The organism is Pseudomonas sp. W4I3, from assembly GCF_030816195.1.
GTDB lineage: Bacteria > Pseudomonadota > Gammaproteobacteria > Pseudomonadales > Pseudomonadaceae > Aquipseudomonas.
Window position 1 is genome coordinate 3,501,629 of sequence record NZ_JAUSXS010000001.1, and the last position, 22,810, is coordinate 3,524,438.

A 22,810-nucleotide genomic window follows, 5' to 3' on the forward strand; every position below is an offset into this window, starting at 1 on the left:
ACAGCGCGGCGGGATGGCTCATGTGAGTCATATTCGCCGCGCATTCATTCCCGTTGGGGTTACTTGAGGGGCGTCAACGGCGGCAATTTCCATTGACCGTTACTGACTTCAGGCTTGGGCAGGTAAATGCGCAGCACCGCGAAGAACGGCCCGGTTGGAGCCGGCAACCAGTTGCTTTGTTCGGCCTTGGGCGGCTCGTGATGCTGCAGCGCCAGGGTCAGGCCGCCGTCGGCGTCCAGCTTCAGGTCCGGCAGCATGCGCGAGTTGATCAGATAACGTTTCTTGTGGTTGGGCACCAGCAATTTGGTCTTGGCGTCGTACATGGTCAGCGACCAGAACGCATCGGCCGGCGGCAGTTGATCCTTGGCAAAGTGCACGGTGTAGCTGCGGCGCGCGCCGTTGGCCGGTTTGCCTTCGCTGTCATCGAAGTAGGTGAAGTAAGCGGCTTCGTCGGTGGAATTGCCGAAAATACCCAGGTTGGCGCCAGCATAACGGTACAGGTAATTGTTGTTCAGTCGGTCACGGCTGCCGAACAACTCCCCGCTGGAGACTTGGTGGGTGTCGATCTTGTCTTTCTTGAACGCGGCAAACTCAGCCTTGCCATCGGCAATCCCATCTTCCAGGGCTTTACGCTGGTCGGCGGTCAGCTGGTTCAGCTTGAAGGGCGCGCCGGGGGCGATGCCGATCGTGGCGAAGCGTGCCAGCAGGTCTTTCTCACTGTCTTGCGGCGCGGCGAAGGCCAGCATGAAGTTCAAGTAGCGGAACAGTTGCGGGCTGTCGCCCATGTTCGCCATCGGCTTGGGCCACTCGATCTTCGGCGCTTTGGCCGGGGCCGGTTGTTTCACGTAGCTGCTCAGCGGCTGCACTTTATAGCCGTTCTGGATTTGCTTGACCTTGCTCAAGTCTTTTTCATCGAACAGCTGGGTGCGATACAGCGCGTAGGCAATATTGCTTTCGCTGTACACCACGCGGTCGATGTCGACCGGCTGCTGGCCTTTCCAGTCGGGCCCCGCGATCATGTAGTGACCGCCGTTGTTGCCGGTGCTGCGCGTGCCCAGGTAGGCGATGTTCTGGGTGTAGAGGTCGATCAACTGCACCGAGTAGTAGCGGTTCTCTTCGACCTTGGGCAGGGTCAGCACCAGGGGTTCCTTGCGCAGGTCCATCCAGACGAAGGAGTAGGGCGTGTCCGAGTTCGGGGTCACGAACGCGCTGTCCTTGGGGGTGAACACCTGTGCGGTGTTGCCGATGTGATTGAACGCAGCCTTGAAGTTGGCACCGCCTTTGTCAACGGCCTGGGTGTAGAGCGTCTTGTACATCTCCACCACAGGATAACCGTACAGATAGGCTTCCTTGGCAATGGCCCGTGCTTGCGTGGGGGTTGCCGTGAAGTCGGCCCAGGCGCCAGTGCTCATGAGTATCGAGAGGCTCGCCAACACCAGGCGCGCAGGTTGTCCAATCATGTTGTTGCGTCCTTCCAGAGTTCTTTTGACTGACGGGGAAATGAAGGCGATGAGTTTCCTGTTTTATTTCCCTGGCGTCACGTTAAAACCTGCAAAAGGACAAGGGATTACGCAGGCAACATCGATTTGACTTTATCGCGCAGCTGATCGATCGAGAACGGCTTGCCAATCACCTGCATGTCGGCTGGCACGTCGATGTTTTCGGCATAGCCGCTGGCGAACAGGATAGGCAGGGTAGGGCGCAGCGTGCGGACCTGGTTCGCCAATTCCTTGCCATCCATGTCCGGGAGGCCAACGTCAGTCATCATCAGGTCGATTGTCTGTTCGATGTTTTTCACTACCTCAAGTGCCTCTTCAGCGTCAGCCGCTTCAAGCACCTTGAACTCCAACTCTTCGAGCACATCGACGATCAGCATGCGCACGATGGCGTCGTCTTCGACTACTAGGATGGTGGAGGCAGTGGGCATAGTGAACATTCCTGAAAAGTGAGGGCGCGTGGCTTGAAGGCAATTCGATTGTGAGTGATAACGATGCCAGCAAGTTCCGACGCAATTGCTGGCATTGTGACCTTAGGGCGCAAGAATGTCCCGTCAGCTTGCGCTTATGGCTGCAAATCATCGGTAGCCAGGCGCTCGACCGCCTGGGCATTGCGGTAGCTGGCCAAGTCGCCGACCTCAAAGCGACTGACCCGGTATTCTGGCGCTCCGAGGGTATTGCCGTGTGCGCGCAGCTGGAAAGGGCTGGTACCGCGGTTCAACGTGCGCTCAAGTCCGTTTTTAAAGGCCTCGGCAGAGGGGAACTGAGCCAGCCCAAAATTGGGGTCAAAGTAGAACCAACTGGGTTTGCCGTCCCTGGTAACCACGCCCGCCAACAACGCGTGATCCAGTGTGGCAATCCTGAGCACGTTCGGCGGCGCCGCTTCTGCTACCTCGTCAGCAATCTTTTGATAAGGCAATTGCCTCACCGGCTTACCCATGTGAAAGGTTTCGGCACCATTGACCGCATTATGAAAGTTCGTCAGGTCATCGACAAAAGCCAACTTTTTACCCTGGGACAGCTGACCGGCCGCCGTGAATACATTGCCAAGGAAGGTCGTTTCTTTTCCGTGCATCAAGGCCAGCGCCAGGGCATTGGCCATCCCCGCACATTCACCCTGGGACGCAATGTTGACCAGGCTGAGGTACATTTCCTGGGGCATGGCGGTCAAGGTGCCGCCGGCGGCATGAATGTCATGCTGGAACAGCATAAAACCGTCCTGGACCAGCTTTATCTTTCGGCGTTCGATCTGTTTGATCAGCGTGCCTACGTCTTCGGCGCTTAGAAAGCGCTGGGACGCGAGGGTCTGGATCTCAACGATAGTCATGTCGGACGCGTAGCCGGGCACCTTATCCGGATTTCCATAGGCATAGCCGAAATCGAACGCTGCGCGCTTCTCAGGACTCTTCGCTGCCTTCAGCGCTTCCTCGAATTGCGCAGGGACATATTGGCCGAGTACGCTCGGCGGCCCCTGGGGCGCTGCCGCATCGCCTGCCAATTGGCGGTAAAGCCAGTCGCTGAAGCTCTGGTTGATCTCCCCCTTGATTGCCACGGTGCTTGGCGCAAAGCCGCTGAGAGGGCTGCCATAGGCGCGTAATGTGTTGGCATCAAATGCGTACCAACGCCCATCTTTTAATACGGCGGCGCTATCAATTGTGCTATCGCCTATTTTCAAGGTGCCCGTTGCGACAGCACCGTGATCCCGGCTAGCGGTTTTTAACAGGTCATAGCTACCGGTGGCGCCCCGCAGTCTATTGACGTTCTTGAGGCCCTTGGCGCCAACAAACTGAAGACCGTTACCCGCCAGCCGGGCACTTCCTACCGCAACATCACCCAACCCACCAAGGGGGTTGAGGGTGCTGAACGTTGCCATGCCGATGGCTTTGGCCACCCGTAACCCCTTGCTCAAGCGAGAGGCAGACGTGCCGGCGATCTTGACGACCTTGCCGGTGGTGGCAACGCCAGCGGTAAGAAAGCCAAACAGGTCCAGGCCAAGGTCGAGCACGCCTGCGCCAATATCGCCCGCGCGAAAATTGTTGATCGCAGAACGAAAGGGAATCAGGTCCAGGACGAACTCGCTGACCGCGTCGGCCCTGGCGCGATTTTTGTCGGCTGTGGTCTGCCCCCGCGCCTGCTGCTTGAGCGCGTTATCATCCAGGTTGATATGCTCAATGAAGGCGTCGGCGATGAGTTGAACACGCGACGAGCCGAAGGTGTCGGCCGGCAGAGCACTCGACGACGCTTCTCCAGGTTCGCTCAGGGCTTCCCCTCCCGCAGGTTTGAATACTTTGGTTTCGTAGGCGCGATTCGCGATTCGGTAAGCGCCAGGCGTTACCTGCGCCTCGGGGACAGTAGCGATACGACCGGCGTTGAAGTCGATTTGATAGGCGGTCGTCACCCCTTCACGCTCAGTCTTGACCAGTAGCGCTTCGCCTTTGGGGTCAGCCGTCGAGCCGAAAAAGCCCGTGCCCAGTGTTTTGGAATGGTTTTGATAAAACGTGATTTTACCCGTCTCAAAGTTTTTCCTGTCCTTTGCGGGCAGTTGGGAGATCAAGTGCCGGATGTAGGTGCCGGTCGCCTGTTTCTTCTTCTCGACAACGCTCTTGTATTGCGCCTCGAATGTATCGGCCACGCCAAAACGGGGGTTGGCGTTCAGCGCCGCCACGGGAACCCGGCTATCGCTGGAGCTAAATACCAAGCGTGGGCCGGGCAGATCCATCATCGCAATATCCAGCAGTGAATGAGGGCCGACCTCTGCGGTGACCCACCGGTCTTGCCCGCGCCGACCGGTCTCTTTGCGCTGCACATTGATCACCCGCTCTTCGAACAGGTGCTCCAACTGAGGGAAGCGTTGTTTGAGTACGGCCAAGGCCAGCTCTTTGCGCGATGGAAGGTCTTCATCGAAGCTCTGCGCCGCCTGCGCCATCATTGATTTGCGCGCGTTGAAAGCAGTGACCAGCGTGTTCAACTCCTGAGCGGTGTAGGCGCTATCGTGTTTTGCGCGCAGGTGAGCATCGGGCACACCATTGACGGCGCCCCAGTCGATCAACGCCTCACGCTGGGCGATCTGGGTCACAAGCGGGTCGGCCAGGCTTGCGCTCTGGGCCGCGAGCATGACCTGGGCAAACGTCATATTGGGGACTTTTCCGGGGGTTTGAGCTTCGATGGTCGCAGCGGCAACCGCCAGATTGACCCAGGCAGGGCTGCCGTATTTGACGCTGTCGGGGATGTCCTTGATCAGGTACACCGGCGCGCGGCTTGCCAGCAGCAGATAGGCACCCACCTTGGCCATTTCCGGCGTGGTTCTGCCTTTGGCCACCAGCCATTGGGCCAGTCCAGCCACGACGGTGGACGCGGGCTTGCCCCAGTGTTTGTCGCTCGCCAGGTCGAAACCGGCGATTTTGTTGCGATGCGGGGAGGTGATCGACTCCGGGTCCAACTGCAACCCGATCCCCGCCAGCAGGTAGTCCATCACGCTCCTGTCGCTGGCAATGCCCCGCATTCTCTCTTGCAAGTCTTTGCCCATCAGCTGTGCTTGCGGGGTGCTGAGCAGGGTGTGAAGGGTTTTCGCAGGGTCATCCCCAGGCGCTGTCGGTAAAGCTTGCCGATAACCCAGGAACGCCAGTACACCGCCCTTGGTTTGCATCACCAAAGGCTGACTCCCCAGGGCGTGCGGATGATTCAGGGTGCTCGCGCGCAACTGCCGTTGTTGACCAACGCTCAAGGGCGCCGGCCAGGACAACGCGCCCCCCAGATCGCCCAACGGATGCACCATGGACCTGTCGATCACTGACGTGCACAGGGCCAGAAGCTGAAAATGGTTGATGGGTAAACGTAACCCTAGGAACGTTTTGATAAAGGTGTCCAGGGTCACGCTGCCGGTCGCCTCCTGCGCATAAGACGAATCAGGGTGGATATTCATCGCGGTGCTGCCTAGCGCGGCCAGCACCGCCGATGGCATCGCCTCCTTACCTAGCGTGTCGGCAATCTGCTGAAGTTTTTGCCCCAATAGCTTCAGGTTCTCCTGGTCTGCCAACTGGGCGAGCAGTCCCGTGTTGCGGGGCGGCGCAAGGTGACTGGTTGGTGAAGTATCGGTAGGGCTCGGTTCAGGCTTGGACAGTTGGGCGGGCCGGTGTGGCGTAGCCTGTGCATGGGATGGATCGTTGTGTGAGCGTGGGGCAAACGAATGCTGCGCAATATTCAACATGAGGGATATACCGTGTTCGGGAAGAGAAATGCGCCCCCTTGATGAAGACTCCCTGTCCCGAGACGCCCCCTTGGGTGGAATGCCCAGGTCTCCAGGTTCCGCTCGGTACTACGACGTAATGTGAGAAAACACGTCGCTGACAAGACAGAAAGAACCGCTTGCGCAGCGATTTATCGGTCGGTTGGGGCTGTCTTCTTTCATCCTTTGCCGTAGAAAAATAGCGTTCAGGCGCAACTTTGGGGCAAACTCCCGGTTTTTCCGCACTTGGCCAAGGCATGCCCATGACTCCCGCGTCGTCAGTTGATGAAAAGAGCTTCCGTAAACTCCTGAGCCGTAACGTGGCCCTGCCATTGGGTGTTGGCGTGCTCAGCGCGGTTTTTTTTGTTGTGCTGATCACTTATCTGCTGTCGGTGATCCAGTGGGTGGAACACACCGACCGGGTCATCAATAACCTCAATGAGTCGTCCAAGCTGACGGTCGACCTGGAAACCGGCATGCGCGGCTTCCTGATTACCGGTGACGAGCATTTTCTCGACCCCTATGAAGTGGCCAAGCCGCGGATCATTGCCGACCTGCGCAATCTGCAGGAACTGGTTGCCGACAACCCGCAGCAGGTCGACCGCCTCAAGCGTCTTGAAGCGCTGCAGGTCGAGTGGAACAACTACGCGCAGTCGATGATTGAGCTGCAGCGCAACAGCGGGGACTTCCGGGGGGCAGTGAAGGCGGGCCGGGGCAAGCGCCTGACCGATGAGATTCGCAAGGAATATGACGACGCGGTGGCGATGGAACAGCAGTTCCGTATTACCCGTAATGAAGAGGTCACCCATACCACGGTGCTCAGCGTCACGCTGTACCTGGCGTTCGTACTCGGGCTGAGTGGTTTTCTTGCGTATGTCGGCAGGAAAAATTTGTTGGCACTTTCAGAAAGCTACAGCGCCAACCTCGCGTCCCAACAGAAAATTGCACGTCGTCTGGAGCAGCAAGCCTGGCTGCGCAACGGCCAGACTGAGCTAGCCGAACAAGTGCTCGGCCAGCTGACCCTGAACATGCTGGGGCGTAATATCCTGCAATTTTTTGCCCAGTACATGGGTTCGGCCGTCGCGGCGCTGTACGTGCGCGAGGAACACGGCGGTCTCAAACGTGTGGCCACTTATGGTTTTTCCCGCGAGCAGGAACAGCAGGAGCAGTTGATCTATAGCGACGAAGGCATTGTAGGGCAGGCCGCTCAGCTCGATCGCCTGATCCGCCTGGACGACGTGCCGGTGGACTACTTCAAAGTCAGCTCCGGGTTGGGCGAGGGCGCAACCCGCAGCGTACTGGTGGTGCCCACCAGCGATGATGACCGGGTCAACGGCGTGATCGAACTGGGTTTTCTGCGCCCGCTGCAAGAGCGCGATGTGGAATTGCTGGAGCTGATCGCGGGCAATATCGGCACGTCCATCGAAGCCGCGCGTTATCGCCAGCGCCTGCAGGAAGTACTCGCCGAAACTCAGCAGCTCAACGAAGAGCTGCAAGTTCAGCAGGAAGAACTCAAGACCGCCAACGAAGAGCTGGAAGAGCAGTCACGCATCCTTAAGGAATCCCAGGCGCACCTGGAAACCCAGCAAGCGGAGCTCGAGCAGACCAACGAGCAACTGGCAGAACAGTCCCAGACCCTGGCCGACCAGCGCGATGCCATGGACCGCAAGAACATCGAGCTCAACAAGGTCCAGCTGGAACTTGAAGACCGCGCCGATGAACTGCAGCGCTCAAGCAAGTACAAATCCGAATTTCTCGCCAACATGTCCCATGAACTGCGCACGCCGCTGAACAGTTCGCTGATCCTGGCCAAATTGCTGGCCGAGAACCCCCAGGAAAACCTCAGTGCCGAACAGGTCAAGTTTGCCGAGTCGATCTATTCGGCCGGTAATGACCTGCTCAACCTGATCAACGACATTCTCGATATTTCCAAGGTAGAAGCCGGCAAGTTGGAAGTGCGCCCGGAAAACTCCAGCGTCGAGCGCCTGGTCGATGGCCTGCGCGGCATGTTCGAGCCGCTGGCCAAGGATCGCAAACTGGGCTTCCAGATCGATCTGCAGGAAGGCGCGCCGAGCTTGCTGTTCACCGACCGCCAGCGACTGGAGCAGATCCTCAAGAACCTGCTGTCCAACGCGATCAAGTTCACCGAGCAGGGCGACGTCAGTCTGTCGGTGTCCCGCGCGCCGGGGGAGGGCATTGCGTTCACCGTGCGCGACTCGGGCATCGGTATCGCCCAGGATCAACAGGAAAGCATCTTCGAAGCCTTCCGCCAGGCCGATGGCACCACCAACCGCCGTTACGGCGGCACCGGCTTGGGCCTGTCCATTTCCCGCGACCTGGCAACCTTGCTGGGCGGCTACATCAGCGTGACCAGCGAGCCGGGCAAGGGCAGCATTTTCACCCTGGTATTGCCTGAACAGTATGTCGAACGCGGTGAAGATGCCGCGCCGATCGAGGCCCCGCGCCAGGCCGCAGTGGTGCCAGCTCCGGAGCCAGTCAAGGTCGCGCCGCTACCGGTAGTCGATGCCGAGCGCATCCCACGCTTTGCCGATGACCGTGACAAGGCCCCGTTCACCACCCGCTGCATCCTGGTGGTGGAAGATGAGCCGAATTTCGCACGTATCCTCTTCGACCTGGCCCATGAGCTGGGCTACAACTGCCTGGTCGCCCACGGTGCCGACGAAGGCTACAGCCTGGCCGAAGAGTTCATCCCCGATGCGATCCTGCTGGACATGCGCCTGCCGGACCATTCCGGGCTGACAGTGTTGCAACGTCTCAAGGAGCACGCCAACACCCGGCACATCCCCGTGCATGTGATTTCCGTGGAAGACCGCGTCGAAGCCGCCATGCACATGGGCGCCATCGGTTATGCCGTGAAGCCCACCACCCGTGAAGAGCTCAAGGACGTGTTCGCGCGCCTGGAAGCCAAGCTGACGCAAAAGGTCAAGCGCGTGCTGCTGGTGGAGGACGACGACCTGCAGCGCGACAGCATTGCTCGCCTGATCGGCGACGATGACATCGAAATCACCGATGTCGGCTACGCCCAAGCGGCACTGGACCTGCTGCGCACCAACGTTTACGACTGCATGATCATCGACCTCAAGCTGCCGGACATGCTCGGCAACGAGCTGCTCAAGCGCATGGCCACCGAGGATATCTGCTCGTTCCCGCCGGTGATCGTCTACACCGGGCGCAACCTGACTCGCGATGAAGAGGCTGAACTGCGCAAATACTCGCGCTCGATCATCATCAAGGGCGCCCGTTCTCCGGAGCGCCTGCTCGATGAAGTCACGCTCTTTCTGCACAAAGTCGAATCCCAGCTGTCCCATGACCGCCAGAAGATGCTCAAGACCGCACGCAGCCGCGATAAGGTGTTCGAAGGTCGCAAGATCCTGTTGGTGGACGACGATGTGCGCAATATTTTTGCCCTTACCAGCGCCCTGGAACACAAGGGCGCCGTGGTGGTGATCGGGCGCAACGGCCGTGAAGCGATCGACAAGCTCAATGAGGTCGAGGATATCGATCTGGTACTGATGGACGTGATGATGCCGGAGATGGACGGCTACGAAGCCACGGCTCTGATCCGTCAGGACCCGCGCTGGAAGAAGCTGCCGATCATTGCCGTGACAGCCAAGGCCATGAAAGATGACCAGGAGCGGTGCCTGGCGGCAGGTTCCAACGATTACCTGGCCAAACCGATTGATCTGGACCGCCTGTTCTCGTTGATTCGTGTATGGCTACCGAAGATGGAACGCATTTAAGTGGAGCGAAGTGTATTGGACAAAAGCAGCGATATTGAGCTGCGCCTGTTGATCGAGGCGATTTACCTCAAGTACAGCTACGACTTTCGCGACTACTCCGGTGCGTCGGTCAAGCGGCGGGTGGCCCATGCCTTGCGCCAGTTCGACTGCGCGACCATTTCCGCGCTGCAGGAGCGGGTGCTGCATGATCCGGCCGCGTTCATGCAATTGCTGCAGTTCCTGACTATCCCCGTGAGCGAGATGTTTCGTGATCCGTCGCACTTTCTCGCGATTCGCCAGGAAGTGGTGCCGCTGCTCAAGACCTACCCGTCGATCAAGATCTGGATCGCCGGCTGCAGCACCGGCGAGGAGGTTTACTCCATGGCGATCCTGCTGCGCGAAGAAGGCTTGCTCGAGCGCACCATCATCTATGCCACCGACATCAACCCGGCATCGCTGGACAAAGCCAAGCAGGGCATCTTCTCCCTGGAGAACGTGCGCGCCTACACGGCGAACTATCAGCAGGCTGGTGGCCAACGTTCATTTGCCGACTACTACACCGCAGCTTACGATAACGCGATCTTCGACAAGACGCTGCGCGAGAACGTCACGTTCGCCGACCATAGCCTGGCAACCGACAGTGTATTCTCAGAAACTCAATTAATTTCATGTCGCAACGTATTGATTTATTTCAATAAAAAGTTGCAGGACAGGGCATTTGGGTTGTTTCATGAGTCGCTGTGTCATCGCGGCTTCCTGGTGCTGGGCAGCAAGGAAACCCTGGATTTTTCCGCCTACAGCAAGCAATTTGAACCCTTGGTCAAACAGGAACGGATCTACCGCAAATCATGAGCGACGCTGCAATTACCCCGCTTGTCGGGATTGAAGCCATTGTCGTCGGCGCCTCCGCCGGCGGTGTGGAGGCGTTGCTGAGTATTTTTGGCGGGCTGCCGGAAACGTTCGGCCTACCGATCATTGCGGTGCTGCACCTGCCCGATGAACGTCGCAGTCAGTTGGCCGAAGTCTTCGCGCGGCGCTTGCGTATTCCGGTGAAGGAAGCGCAAGACAAGGAGTCGATCGAGGCGGGCACCTTGTATTTCGCCGGCCCCGGCTATCACCTGTCGGTGGAGCACGACCACAGCCTGTCCCTGAGCCAGGAGGACCGTGTGCACCACTCACGCCCGGCCATCGATTTTCTCTTCGCTTCGGCCGCCGATGCCTACGGGCCGGGGCTGCTGGCGATCCTGCTGACCGGCGCCAACCAGGATGGCGCGCGCGGGCTGGCCCACGTCAAGCAATCGGGCGGCACCACCCTCGTGCAAGACCCCGCCGAGGCCCGGATCGCCGTGATGCCGCTGGCGGCCCTGGCGCTGCACACACCTGACCATATTCTTTCCTTGAGCCAGATTGGCTCATTGCTGGCTTCCCTGGAACCTTCCCCATGTTAAGTACTGTCCAGGCCAAACTGCTGATCGTCGATGATCTGCCGGAAAACCTGCTGGCCCTCGAAGCGCTGATCAAGCGCGAAGACCGCCAGGTATTCAAGGCATTGAGTGCCGACGAAGCGTTGTCCCTGTTGCTGGAACATGAATTCGCCATGGCGATCCTCGACGTGCAGATGCCTGGCATGAACGGTTTCGAGCTGGCCGAACTGATGCGCGGCACCGAAAAGACCAAGAACATCCCGATCGTCTTCGTCAGCGCCGCCGGCCGCGAGCTCAATTACGCCTTCAAGGGCTATGAAAGCGGTGCGGTGGACTTCCTGCACAAGCCGCTGGATATCCACGCGGTCAAGAGCAAGGTCAATGTTTTCGTCGACCTGTACCGCCAGAGCAAGGCGATGAAGCTGCAGGTCGAAGCCCTGGAGCGCAGCCGCCGCGAGCAGGAGCTTTTGCTGACGCGCCTGCAGGCCACCCAAGCCGAGCTGGAGCAGGCGGTGCGCATGCGCGATGACTTCATGTCGATAGTCGCCCACGAAGTGCGCACGCCGCTGAACGGGCTGATCCTGGAAACCCAGTTGCGCAAGATGCACCTGGCCCGTGACAACGCCTCGGCGTTCACGCTGGACAAGATGCACGCAATGGTCGACCGCGACGAGCGCCAGATCAAAAGCCTGATCCGGTTGATCGAGGACATGCTCGATGTCTCGCGCATTCGCACCGGCAAACTGTCGATACGTCCGGCGCGCTTTGACCTGACGCAGCTGGTGCGCAACCTGGTGCATAACTTCGAGCCGCAGGTCGCTGCCGCCGAGTCGTCGATGCACTTGGTGGCCGATGAGCCGGTGGAAGGCAATTGGGATGAATTTCGCATCGAGCAGGTGGTCACTAATTTACTGACCAACGCCTTGCGCTACGGCGCCAAGAGCCCGGTGGAAGTGCGGGTCTACACCGAGCACGACGAAGCGCGTGTAGAGGTCCGTGACCACGGCATCGGTATCAGCGAGGAGAACCAGAAGCGCATTTTTCAGCAGTTCGAGCGGGTTTCCGTCAGCCATGCGGCTGCGGGTCTGGGCCTGGGCCTGTTCATCTCCGAGCAGATCGTCGCGGCCCATGGCGGGACCATCGAAGTTGAAAGCCGGATAGGCGAGGGCGCGTTGTTTCGGGTCTGTCTGCCGCTTCAGGCGACGGCGTGAAATCAATCGTCACCTGGACGCAACCTCTACGTGACCCGATGGTCGTAACACCAGCAACTGACTGGACAAAGGCTTCCCATGAGTGAAGATGCACAAGATGTCGTACTGATCGTCGAGGACGACGAATCCATTATGTTTGTGCTGGGTGAATACCTGGCTGGCCTGGGTTATCGGGTATTGAAGGCTGTCAATGGAAAAGAGGCCTTTGAAATCCTTGCGACCAAGCCGCACCTGGACCTGATGGTCACGGATTACCGCCTGCCTGGTGGTATTTCAGGCGTGCAGATCGCCGAGCCGGCGCTCAAGGTTCGGCCGGAATTGAAAGTCATTTTTATCAGCGGCTACCCGCAGGAAATTCTCGACTGCAACAGCCCGATCACGCGCAATGCGCCGATATTGGCCAAGCCGTTTGATCTGGATACGTTGCAGGAACACATTCAGCGCTTGTTGGCTTGAGCGCGGGGATAGCCTCGCGTCGACGCTATCGATCACTTCCAGCGGTCAGCCTTTCTAACCGCTGCGATCCTGAGGCGTCGCCTTCCATGCCTAAAGCACGGACGGCGGGGTCACCCTGATCATCTCGCGTACTTTCTCGGTCAACAGGTCGAAGGTGAACGGCTTGGTGATCAACTGCATGCCCGGGTCAAGAAACCCGCCACGCACCGCCGCGTGTTCCGCATATCCGGTGATGAACAGCACTTTGAGGCCAGGGCGGATTTGCCGACCGATCTCGGCCAGTTGCCGACCGTTCATGCCCGGCAAACCGACATCACTGATCAGCAGGTCAATACGCTGGTCGGACTCGATGATAGGTACCGCCGTGTTGGCATCACCGGCCTCGACGAAGGCATAGCCCAACTCTTTCAACACGGCGCTCACCAATATGCGCACAGCCGGGTCGTCCTCGACGATCAGCACCGTTTCACCCTCATTGGCATACGGCAGCATGGCCGGGTTTACAACAGCGTCAGCCACGACTTCGCCCGCAAAGCGAGGCAGGAACAAGCTGACGGTGGTGCCTATGCCCACTTCGCTGTGCAGGGTGACATGCCCACGGGATTGACGGGCAAACCCATAGATCATCGACAGGCCCAGGCCGGTGCCCTGGCCGATCGGCTTGGTGGTGAAGAACGGGTCGAATACACGGCCCATAACGCTTTCTGGAATGCCACAACCGGTGTCACTGACGCTCAGCTCAACGTAATCCCCAGGGCTCAAGGTGCCATAGGCGGCGGTGAACACGCTGTCGAGGTGGCGGTTGGTGGTTGCCACGGTGAGGCTGCCGCCGTTGGGCATCGCGTCACGCGCGTTGATCACCAGGTTGAGCAGGGCGCTTTCCAGTTGATTAGGGTCGGCTTCGGCGGTCCACAGCGTGTCCGTCAGGTGCATCTGCAGGCAGATGCTTTCGTTGATGCTGCGTTGCAGCAGTTCGCCCATGGAGGTGACCAGCTGGTTGATCCCCACCGGTTTGGGATCCAGCGACTGCCGGCGCGAAAACGCCAGCAGGCGATGGGTAAGCCCGGCCGCACGGTTGGCCGAGGTGACACCCAGGTCGATCAGGCTGTCCAGATCGTCCAGTTTGCCTCGCGCGACACGCCTGCGCAGCAATTCCAGGCTGCCGATGATCCCGGTCAGCATGTTGTTGAAGTCATGGGCGATGCCGCCGGTCAACTGGCCGACGGCTTCCATTTTTTGCGACTGGCGCAGCGCTTCTTCATTGCTACGCAACTGCGTGGTACGTTCTTCCACCTGCTGCTCGAGGGTCTCCAGGGTGCGCTGCAGGCGCAATTCGCTGGCGCTCAGGTCGACCAGGCGGTCGCGCGCGTCGTATTGCCGGCGGCGCCCGCGCAGAGCGGTACTGACCAGGCTGATCAGGGTCACAGGGTGGAAAGGGCGCTCAAGGAAGGTCACATTGCCCAAGAGCCCGCTCAAGTGCGACGAGCCATTCTGCTCGCTGCCGCCGTGATGGGTCATCAGCACAATGGGCAAGTCCGACCAGGCCGGTTGCTGGTGCAGGTACTCCAGCAAAGGCTCCATGTCCACGCCGCGCAAGGCTTCGGCGGCAATGATCAGCAGGCCGGCGCCCTCGTCCAGCGCTTCGCATAGGTCGGTTAGACTGTTGGCAACCACGCCGTGGTAGCCGGCCTCGTTGAGCATCATCAGCGCCAGAGAGCTGTCGCGGCCCAGCGGCGCCAGAATGATCGCCCGTTCAAAGGCTGGGGAAATGAGCGTCACACTCCCTCTTCCTTGAGCAGAGGCGAGCCGGCGCCCATGTAGATCGGAATGCCGCGCAGCACGCCCTGGAAGTTGTCCAGAGGTTCGCCCACGGTCATGCCGCGACTGCTGATGCGGTATTCACGGATCGTGGACTCATGGGTGCCGGTGCGTTTCTTGATGATCGATATCGCCCGGCGGACCTTGCCCAATGCTTCGAAGTAACGCAGCAGAATCACGGTATCGGCCAGGTAAGTGATGTCCACGGGGGTCTGCATGTCGCCGACCAGGCCATGCTGGGCGACGGTCATGAACGTCGCGGCGCCGCGTCGGTTGAGGTACAGCAGCAATTCGTGCATGTGCAGGATCAGCGCGTTTTCTTCCGGCATGGCCGCCTGGTAGCCGTTGATGCTGTCGATCACCACGGTTTTGATGCCGCCTTCGTCTACGCAGCGACGTACCCGGTGTGAGAATTCCCCCGGGGACAACTCGGCCGCGTCGACCTGTTCGATCAACAGGTTGCCGGTAGCTTGCATCGCAGCCAGGTCAATGCCCATGTTCTGCATGCGTTCGAACAACAGGCCCATCTCTTCATCAAAGATGAACAGCGCGGCTTTTTCGCCACGTTCTACAGCGGCAGCGGCGAAGATCATCGAAATCAGCGATTTGCCGGTACCGGCCGGGCCAAGGATCAGGCTGCTGGAGCCAGTCTCGACGCCACCGCCCATCAGGGCATCGAGTTCGGGGATGCCGCTGCTCATGGTCTGGCGCGTATAGCCGCCGCGATGTTCGGCGGCCACCAGGCGCGGGAACACATGCACGCCATCCCCCATGATGGTGAAATCATGAAAGCCGCCACGGTACTTCTGACCGCGGTATTTCACCACGCGCACCCGGCGACGTTCGGCCCCGTAGTTAGGCGTCAGCTCTTCCAGGCGAATCACGCCATGGGCCACGCTGTGCACGGTTTTGTCGAGGGATTCGGTGGTCAGGTCGTCGAGCAGCAGCACTGTGGCGTCATAGCGCACGAAGTAGTGCTTGATTGCCAGGATCTGCCGGCGATAGCGCAAGGAGCTTTGTGCCAGCAAGCGGATCTCCGACAGGCTGTCGACCACTACGCGGGTCGGCTTGACCCGTTCAACCACTTCGAAAATCTGGCGCGTGGCTTCACCCAGCTCAAGGTCCGAGGAATACAGCAGGCTTTGCTGATGCTCGGCGTTAAGCAGGCTCTCCGGCGGCGTCAACTCGAAGATATGGATGTTGTCGTCCAGGTCCCAGCCGTGAGACTTGGCGCCTTGGCGCAGCTCATGTTCGGTTTCGGACAAGGTGATATACAGCGATTTTTCACCGCTTTTCGCTCCCGCCTGCAGAAAGTGCAGGGCGACGGTGGTTTTACCCGTGCCAGGCTCGCCTTCCAGCAGGAACAAGTGGCTGCGTGATAGTCCCCCGGAAAGAATGTCGTCAAGACCATCAATGCCAGTGGCTGCCTTTTCACTTAAAAGCGAATTAGATGTAGACAAGAAGTGCCCTCAGGTCACGTACGAGTTAAGTGCGCGCCGCTGGGCGCGCCATATTCACTTGACCATATCGGCCTGTGGCGGTTCAACGTTTTGGATTATTTGTACGAAACCTGGCGACGCTTACAGGTGTGTGGCGCGTGGCTACAGCCCCTGCTGTAGCGCAGGATCGTCTGGATTCTGCTGTTCCAGTTGCGCAAGCAGCACTTGGACGTTCTGCAACTGGCCGCTCTCTTTCCAGTAATTGACCAGCAGCACACGCGCTTTTCGATTGGCTGGGTGGCGCTGGACGATGTCTTCCAACTGCCGCTGGGCAGCCTCGAGCTCATCCTGATCGTGCAGCGTGGTGGCCAGATCAAAGCGGTAATCCTGATTGTCCGGCTCAAGCTCTACCGCCTTGGACAGGCCGAGCAGGGCATAGGTGCGCTCGCCATGGTGCAGCAGCCACATCCCCAGGGCGTGCTGCAGGTACGCCGATTCCGGGTGCGCCGCCAGTTGCTGCGCCAGCAGTTGGCGCGATTCATCGGTCTTGCCCTGTTTATCCAACAGCTCGATCTGCGCCACCACGGCTTGCAGGTTGTCTGGCTGCAGACGCATGGCCTGCTCCAGTGCATGTTGCGCCTCCGGCAGCAGGGCGCTGTGAATGTACAGGCGCGCCAGTTGAATCCAGTTTTCGGCGGACTCGGGCTGGGCCTTGAGGGTTTTCGCGAATTCATCCAGCACTTGCTGCAATGGGCCGAAGTACAGGCCCAAGGTGTCGGGCGACAGGCCGAGCAAGGCGTTGGCGGCAGCAAAGCGCACGTCCTGTTCGGGATCGTCCAGCACCGGGCCGAGCAGCAAGGTGCGCTGGCCGGTGGGCACCAGGCCGACAATGCTGTGAATCGCCGCTTCACGCACTCGTGGCGACTCATCGGCCAGGTCTTTGTCCGCCAGCTTCAACGCCTGGGGGCTGGGGTAGTTGGGCAGTTCAGCATGCAGCGCCGCGCGCCGCTCGGGTGAAAGGTCCGGCCGCCCCAGCTGCTGATACAGCACCCGCGCCGCGCCTGGCTCACCGTTGCGCGCCTGCTTCAATGCCTTGGAATAGCCGTGTGCAATAGCCGGGGGCACGGCCACCGGTGTGGAGCGGGAGAAAAACCAGATGATCAACAGGATCGACAGCAGGGCACACAGGCCGATGATGGAATAACGGCGGGACTTTGACATGCAGGTGTCCGGAGGCAGGGTACGGATACAAAGTGCTCAGCTTCGGCCAGTGCAGGGCCAGTGTCAAACCGGATTGGCCAAACCAGTCAGCCAAGTTGGTGGCTTTGACCATTGCTGGAGGCAGCGCTCAAGAGCGACTATTTGAGAGCGATTGAGCGCCTGAAAAGTGTCCTTAAAACAAAAAACACACAAGGAACTGAAGCGATGCGTGATTATTTGGCCGCTACCACCGAGTTTGATTACCAGCACACCGTCGATGCCGCCCTGGCCGGCAACCTGCAGGCGCTCAACGCCTGTGTGGAATGCTGTGATCGTCACGCGTTGCCTGGGCGCATCGCGCTGTTCTGGGAGGGCAAGGACGGGCGCAGTGCCACGGTGACCTTCACCGACCTGCAGGACCAGGCCGCACGCTTCGCCAACTTCCTGCTGGCCCAGGGCGTCAAGCGCGGTGACAAGGTCGCCGGCCTGTTGCCGCGTACCGCCGAACTGCTGGTGGTGGTGTTTGCCACCTGGCGTATCGGCGCGGTCTATCAACCGTTGTTTACCGCGTTCGGGCCCAAGGCCATCGAGCACCGCCTGAACAGCTCCGGCGCGGCGCTGGTCGTCACTGATGCCGTGAACCGGCCCAAGCTCGTCGAGGTGGATGGCTGCCCAACCATCGTGACGGTCAGCGGGGCCAAGGGCGAAGGCCTGGTGCGCGGCGATTTCAGCTTCTGGGCCGAACTGCCCAACTACTCGAACGTCTGCGAGCCCGTGCTGCTGGGAGGCGACGCCCCGTTCCTGCTGATGTTCACCTCGGGCACCACCGGGCCGTCCAAAGCCCTGTCGGTACCGCTCAAGGCGATCGTCGCGTTCCAGAGCTACACCCGCGACGCGGTGGACCTGCGCCCGGAAGATGCATTCTGGAACGTGGCCGATCCAGGCTGGGCCTACGGGATCTATTTCGGCGTCACCGGTCCGCTGTCCATGGGCCATCCGATTACCTTCTACGACGGCCCCTTCACCCTGGAAAGCACCTGCCGCGTCATCAATAAATACGGCATCACCAACCTGACCGGCTCGCCCACCGCGTATCGCCTGTTGATTGCCGGTGGCGAGCAGTTCGCCCGCTCGATCAAGGGCAAGCTGCGCATCGTCAGCAGTGCCGGCGAGCCGTTGAACCCGGAGGTCATCCGCTGGTTTGCCGATAACCTTGATGTGACCATCCACGATCACTACGGGCAGACCGAACTGGGCATGGTGCTGTGCAACCACCATGGCCTGGCGCATCCGGTGCACGTTGGCTCGGCGGGGTTCGCCTCGCCCGGGCATCGCATCGTGGTACTCGATGACAACCACAAGGAACTGCCCGCCGGTCAGCCCGGCATTCTCGCCATCGACCGCGAGCAATCGCCGATGTGCTGGTTCGCCGGGTACGACGGCGTGAAAACCAAAGCCTTTGTCGGCCAGTACTACCTCAGTGGCGACACGGTGGAGCTCAACCCGGACGGCAGCATCAGTTTTGTCGGGCGCAGTGATGACGTGATTACCACCTCCGGCTACCGCGTGGGGCCGTTCGACGTGGAAAGCGCCCTGGTCGAACACCCGGCCGTGGTCGAAGCCGCCGTGGTCGGCAAGCCCTGCCCGGAACGCACCGAACTGGTGAAAGCCTTTGTGGTGATAAATGAACAGTACCGCGCCACCCCGGAACTCGCTGAAGAGTTGCGCCTGCATGTGCGCAAGCGTCTGGCAGCCCATGCCTATCCGCGGGAAATCGAATTCGTCAGCGACTTTCCCAAGACCCCCAGCGGCAAGCTGCAGCGCTTTATTTTGCGTAATCAGGAAATCGCCAAGGCCCAGGCGGCCGTGGCGTGACCCGTTCAAAAGGAAACAATGATGCAGATTGAAAACAAGGTATTTCTGGTCAGCGGCGGCGCTTCAGGCCTCGGTGCGGCCACGGCTGAGATGCTGGTCGCGGCGGGCGCCAAGGTCATGCTGGTAGACCTCAACGCCGACGCCGTGGCCGCCAAAGCCAGGCAATTGGGCGACAACGCCCGCAGTACCGTGGCGGACATCAGCCAGGAAGCGGCTGCCGAAGCGGCGGTGCAGGCCGCTGTTGCCGCCTTTGGCGGTTTGCACGGGCTGGTCAACTGCGCCGGCGTGGTGCGCGGCGAGAAAATCCTCGGCAAAAACGGCCCGCATGCCCTGGCCAGCTTCGCCCAGGTGATCAATGTCAACCTGATCGGCAGCTTCAACCTGTTGCGCCTGGCCGCGGCGGCTATCGCTGAAACCCAAGCGAATGCCGACGGCGAACGCGGTGTGATCATCAATACCGCCTCGGTGGCGGCGTTTGACGGGCAGATCGGTCAGGCTGCCTATGCCGCCTCCAAGGGCGCGATTGCCAGCCTCACGTTGCCGGCCGCCCGTGAACTGGCGCGTTTCGGTATCCGGGTGATGACCATCGCCCCGGGCATTTTCGAAACCCCGATGATGGCCGGCATGACCCCTGAAGTACGTGACTCTCTCGCCGCCGGCGTGCCGTTCCCGCCACGCCTGGGTAAACCCGCCGAATATGCGGCCCTGGTGCGGCACATCATCGAAAACAGCATGCTCAATGGCGAGGTGATCCGGCTTGACGGCGCCTTGCGCATGGCGGCCAAGTAAGGAGGCATTTTCATGAACGATCCTATTGTTATCGTCAGCGCCGTGCGCACGCCCATGGGCGGGTTCCAGGGCGACCTCAAGGGCCTGACCGCACCGCAACTGGGCGCCGCCGCGATTCGCGCGGCGGTCGAGCGCGCCGGTATCGCTACCGACGCCGTCGATGAGGTGTTGTTTGGCTGTGTGCTGCCAGCGGGCCTCGGCCAGGCGCCGGCACGTCAGGCCGCGTTAGGCGCCGGTCTGGACAAGTCGACCCGCTGCACCACCCTCAACAAGATGTGCGGCTCGGGCATGGAAGCGACGATTCTGGCGCACGACGCTTTGCGCGCCGGCAGCGTCGACGTGGTGATCGCTGGCGGCATGGAAAGCATGTCCAACGCGCCGTACCTGCTCGACCGCGCCCGCAGCGGCTATCGCATGGGCCACGGCAAGGTCCTCGACCATATGTTCCTCGACGGCCTGGAAGACGCCTACGACAAGGGCCGCCTGATGGGCACCTTTGCCGAGGACTGCGCCGAGCACAACGGTTTTACCCGACAAGCCCAGGACGACTTTGCGATTGCCTCCCTGATGCGCGCCCAGGAAGCCATCACCCACGGCAGCTTTGCCGCCGAGATAGTCCCGGTACAGGTCACCGTCGGCAAAGAGCAAAAAACCATCCTGCATGACGAACAGCCGCCAAAGGCCAGGCTGGACAAGATCGCCAGCCTGAAACCGGCGTTCCGCGAAGGCGGCACGGTGACCGCAGCCAACTCCAGCTCGATCTCCGATGGCGCGGCGGCGCTGCTCTTGATGCGCGAGTCCGAGGCGCGGCAACGCGGCCTCAAACCCCTCGCGGTGATTCATGGGCATGCGGCGTTTGCCGATGAGCCGGGGCTGTTTCCGGTGGCGCCTGTCGGGGCGATACGTAAGTTGATGAGCAAAACCGGTTGGAACCTGGAGGAGGTGGACCTGTTCGAGATCAACGAAGCCTTCGCGGTGGTCAGCCTGGTCACCATGAGCAAGCTGGAGATTCCCCACAGCAAGGTCAACGTGCACGGCGGCGCCTGTGCCCTGGGCCACCCGATCGGCGCCTCGGGTGCGCGCATCCTGGTGACCCTGCTTTCGGCGCTGCGCCAGAAAGGCCTCAAGCGCGGTGTCGCCGCGATCTGTATTGGCGGTGGTGAAGCCACGGCCATGGCCGTTGAATGCCTGTATTAAGGACTGACCATGCTGCCAAATGACGAACACCTGCAAATCAGCGACGCGGCCCGGCAGTTTGCCCAGGAACGTTTGAAACCGTTCGCCGCCGAATGGGACCGCGAGCACCGCTTTCCCAAGGAAGCCATCGGTGAAATGGCCGAGCTGGGCTTTTTCGGCATGCTGGTGCCGGAACAATGGGGCGGCTGCGACACCGGTTACCTGGCCTATGCCATGGCCCTGGAAGAAATCGCCGCCGGCGACGGGGCGTGCTCGACCATCATGAGCGTGCACAACTCGGTGGGCTGCGTGCCGATCCTCACATTCGGCAATGATCAGCAAAAGGAACAATTCCTCACGCCGCTGGCCAGCGGGGCCATGCTTGGCGCCTTTGCGCTGACCGAGCCCCAGGCCGGGTCCGATGCCAGCAGCCTGAAGACCCGTGCGCGCCTGGAAGGCGATCATTACGTGCTCAACGGCTGTAAACAGTTCATCACTTCCGGGCAAAACGCCGGCGTGGTGATTGTGTTTGCCGTCACTGACCCGGCGGCGGGCAAGCGCGGCATCAGTGCGTTCATCGTACCCACCGACTCGCCGGGCTATACCGTGGCGCGGGTCGAGGACAAGCTGGGCCAACACGCCTCGGATACCTGCCAGATTCTGTTTGAAGACGTGAAGGTACCGTTCGCCAACCGTCTGGGCGAGGAGGGCGAGGGCTACCGGATCGCCCTGGCCAACCTTGAAGGCGGGCGGGTCGGCATTGCCGCGCAATCGGTGGGCATGGCCCGCGCCGCGTTTGAAGCGGCTCGCGACTACGCCCGCGAACGCGAAAGCTTCGGCAAGGCCCTGATCGAACACCAGGCCGTGGCCTTTCGCCTGGCGGACATGGCCACGCAAATTGCCGTCGCCCGGCAAATGGTCCATTACGCGGCCGCCTCGCGTGACAGCGGCAAACCGGCTCTGGTCGAAGCCTCCATGGCCAAGCTGTTCGCTTCGGAAATGGCTGAGAAAGTCTGCTCGGCCGCCTTGCAAACCCTGGGCGGTTACGGTTACCTGAGCGACTTCCCGTTGGAGCGGATCTACCGCGATGTGCGGGTCTGCCAGATTTACGAAGGCACCAGCGATATCCAGCGCATGGTTATCTCACGCAATCTTTAAGGAGCCGATACATGAGTTACGAAACCATTTTGCTCGACGTCCAGGGCCGCGTCGGGCTGATTACCCTCAACCGTCCGCAGGCGCTGAACGCCTTGAACGCCCAACTGGTAAGCGAGTTGAACCAGGCGCTGGATGACCTGGAAGCCAACCCGCAGATCGGCTGTATCGTGCTGACCGGTTCGAAGAAAGCCTTCGCCGCCGGCGCCGACATCAAGGAAATGGCCGAACTGACCTACCCGCAGATCTACCTGGACGATTTGTTCAGCGACAGCGACCGGGTGGCCAACCGCCGCAAGCCGATCATCGCCGCCGTCAACGGCTTTGCCCTGGGTGGTGGCTGCGAACTGGCCTTGATGTGCGACTTTATCCTGGCCGGTGACAGCGCCAAGTTCGGTCAGCCGGAAGTCAACCTGGGCGTACTGCCAGGCATGGGCGGCACCCAGCGTCTTACCCGTGCGGTGGGCAAGGCCAAGGCCATGGAAATGTGCCTGACCGGGCGCTTTATCGACGCGGTAGAAGCAGAACGTTGCGGGATCGTCGCGCGCATCGTACCGGCCGACGAGCTGCTGGACGAAGCGTTGAAGGTGGCTACCTTGATCGCCAGTAAATCCGTGCCGATCAGCATGATGGTCAAGGAAAGCGTGAACCGCGCGTTCGAAGTGAGCCTGTCCGAAGGCGTGCGTTTTGAACGTCGCGTGTTCCATGCGGCGTTCGCGACCCAGGATCAGAAAGAAGGGATGGCGGCGTTCGTGGCCAAGCGCACACCAGAGTTCAAGGACCAGTAACCAAGTCCTTCACAACAC

16 protein-coding genes are annotated in these 22,810 nt (G+C 60.5%); 10 read left to right on the forward strand and 6 right to left on the reverse strand.

The genetic code is table 11. The features are described from left to right. Window positions 1-59: 59 nt before the first annotated feature. The 3 genes from QF045_RS16025 to QF045_RS16035 form a co-directional block, all read right to left on the reverse strand. A complete protein-coding gene (locus QF045_RS16025; RefSeq protein ID WP_306493061.1) occupies window positions 60-1,460 on the reverse strand; it encodes a DUF1254 domain-containing protein in 1,401 nt (466 codons plus the stop codon). A gap of 107 nt (window positions 1,461-1,567) precedes the next feature. Beyond that, window positions 1,568-1,927 carry a response regulator gene (locus tag QF045_RS16030; protein WP_306493062.1) on the reverse strand — a complete coding sequence of 120 codons (360 nt, stop codon included), beginning with the start codon at window positions 1,925-1,927 and terminating at the stop codon, window positions 1,568-1,570. A 134-nt stretch (window positions 1,928-2,061) separates the two neighbouring features. After that, window positions 2,062-5,703 (reverse strand): hypothetical protein, encoded by a 3,642-nt coding sequence (locus QF045_RS16035; RefSeq protein ID WP_306493063.1) that lies wholly within the window; start codon window positions 5,701-5,703, stop codon window positions 2,062-2,064. A 281-nt stretch (window positions 5,704-5,984) separates the two neighbouring features. Here QF045_RS16035 and QF045_RS16040 point away from each other — a divergent pair, with 281 nt between their 5' ends. From QF045_RS16040 to QF045_RS16060, 5 genes are all read left to right on the forward strand, one after another. Continuing rightward, on the forward strand, window positions 5,985-9,482 hold the full coding sequence (locus QF045_RS16040; protein ID WP_306493064.1) for a response regulator: 3,498 nt from the start codon (window positions 5,985-5,987) through the stop codon (window positions 9,480-9,482). Beyond that, on the forward strand, window positions 9,483-10,313 hold the full coding sequence (locus QF045_RS16045; RefSeq protein WP_373424448.1) for a protein-glutamate O-methyltransferase CheR: 831 nt from the start codon (window positions 9,483-9,485) through the stop codon (window positions 10,311-10,313). After that, window positions 10,310-10,909 (forward strand): chemotaxis protein CheB, encoded by a 600-nt coding sequence (locus tag QF045_RS16050; protein WP_306493065.1) that lies wholly within the window; start codon window positions 10,310-10,312, stop codon window positions 10,907-10,909. Before QF045_RS16045 ends, QF045_RS16050 begins: the two co-directional genes overlap by 4 nt. Next, on the forward strand, window positions 10,903-12,096 hold the full coding sequence (locus tag QF045_RS16055) for a hybrid sensor histidine kinase/response regulator (RefSeq protein WP_306493066.1): 1,194 nt from the start codon (window positions 10,903-10,905) through the stop codon (window positions 12,094-12,096). Before QF045_RS16050 ends, QF045_RS16055 begins: the two co-directional genes overlap by 7 nt. A gap of 78 nt (window positions 12,097-12,174) precedes the next feature. Then, window positions 12,175-12,552, forward strand: coding sequence for a response regulator (locus QF045_RS16060; protein ID WP_017528049.1), 378 nt, complete (start codon window positions 12,175-12,177; stop codon window positions 12,550-12,552). A 90-nt stretch (window positions 12,553-12,642) separates the two neighbouring features. Here QF045_RS16060 and QF045_RS16065 read toward each other — a convergent pair whose 3' ends face one another. From QF045_RS16065 to QF045_RS16075, 3 genes are all read right to left on the reverse strand, one after another. Next, on the reverse strand, window positions 12,643-14,331 hold the full coding sequence (locus QF045_RS16065) for a response regulator (protein WP_306493067.1): 1,689 nt from the start codon (window positions 14,329-14,331) through the stop codon (window positions 12,643-12,645). Beyond that, entirely contained in the window at window positions 14,328-15,830 is a 1,503-nt protein-coding gene (locus QF045_RS16070) for an ATPase domain-containing protein (RefSeq protein ID WP_306493068.1), read from the reverse strand. The genes QF045_RS16065 and QF045_RS16070 overlap by 4 nt, the downstream gene beginning before the upstream one ends. Window positions 15,831-15,971: 141 nt before the next feature. Further along, window positions 15,972-17,030, reverse strand: a complete 1,059-nt coding sequence (locus QF045_RS16075) for a tetratricopeptide repeat protein (RefSeq protein WP_306493069.1) — start codon at window positions 17,028-17,030, stop codon at window positions 15,972-15,974. A 204-nt stretch (window positions 17,031-17,234) separates the two neighbouring features. On the opposite strand from QF045_RS16075, the gene QF045_RS16080 reads away from it, so the two are divergent. Genes QF045_RS16080 through QF045_RS16100 form a run of 5 tightly spaced genes read left to right on the forward strand, consistent with a single transcriptional unit; the run spans window position 17,235 to window position 22,792 of the window. Next, complete coding sequence (locus tag QF045_RS16080; RefSeq protein WP_306493070.1) at window positions 17,235-18,884, forward strand: AMP-binding protein; 1,650 nt, start codon at window positions 17,235-17,237, stop codon at window positions 18,882-18,884. Between the two features lie 21 nt (window positions 18,885-18,905). Beyond that, window positions 18,906-19,673: an SDR family NAD(P)-dependent oxidoreductase gene (locus QF045_RS16085; RefSeq protein ID WP_306493071.1), complete on the forward strand. Its 768-nt coding sequence runs from the start codon at window positions 18,906-18,908 to the stop codon at window positions 19,671-19,673. 12 nt (window positions 19,674-19,685) lie between these two features. Further along, window positions 19,686-20,870 carry an acetyl-CoA C-acyltransferase gene (locus QF045_RS16090; RefSeq protein WP_306493072.1) on the forward strand — a complete coding sequence of 395 codons (1,185 nt, stop codon included), beginning with the start codon at window positions 19,686-19,688 and terminating at the stop codon, window positions 20,868-20,870. A gap of 9 nt (window positions 20,871-20,879) precedes the next feature. Next, complete coding sequence (locus tag QF045_RS16095) at window positions 20,880-22,007, forward strand: acyl-CoA dehydrogenase (protein WP_306493073.1); 1,128 nt, start codon at window positions 20,880-20,882, stop codon at window positions 22,005-22,007. An 11-nt stretch (window positions 22,008-22,018) separates the two neighbouring features. After that, a complete protein-coding gene (locus QF045_RS16100) occupies window positions 22,019-22,792 on the forward strand; it encodes an enoyl-CoA hydratase (protein ID WP_306493074.1) in 774 nt (257 codons plus the stop codon). Window positions 22,793-22,810 lie beyond the last annotated feature (18 nt).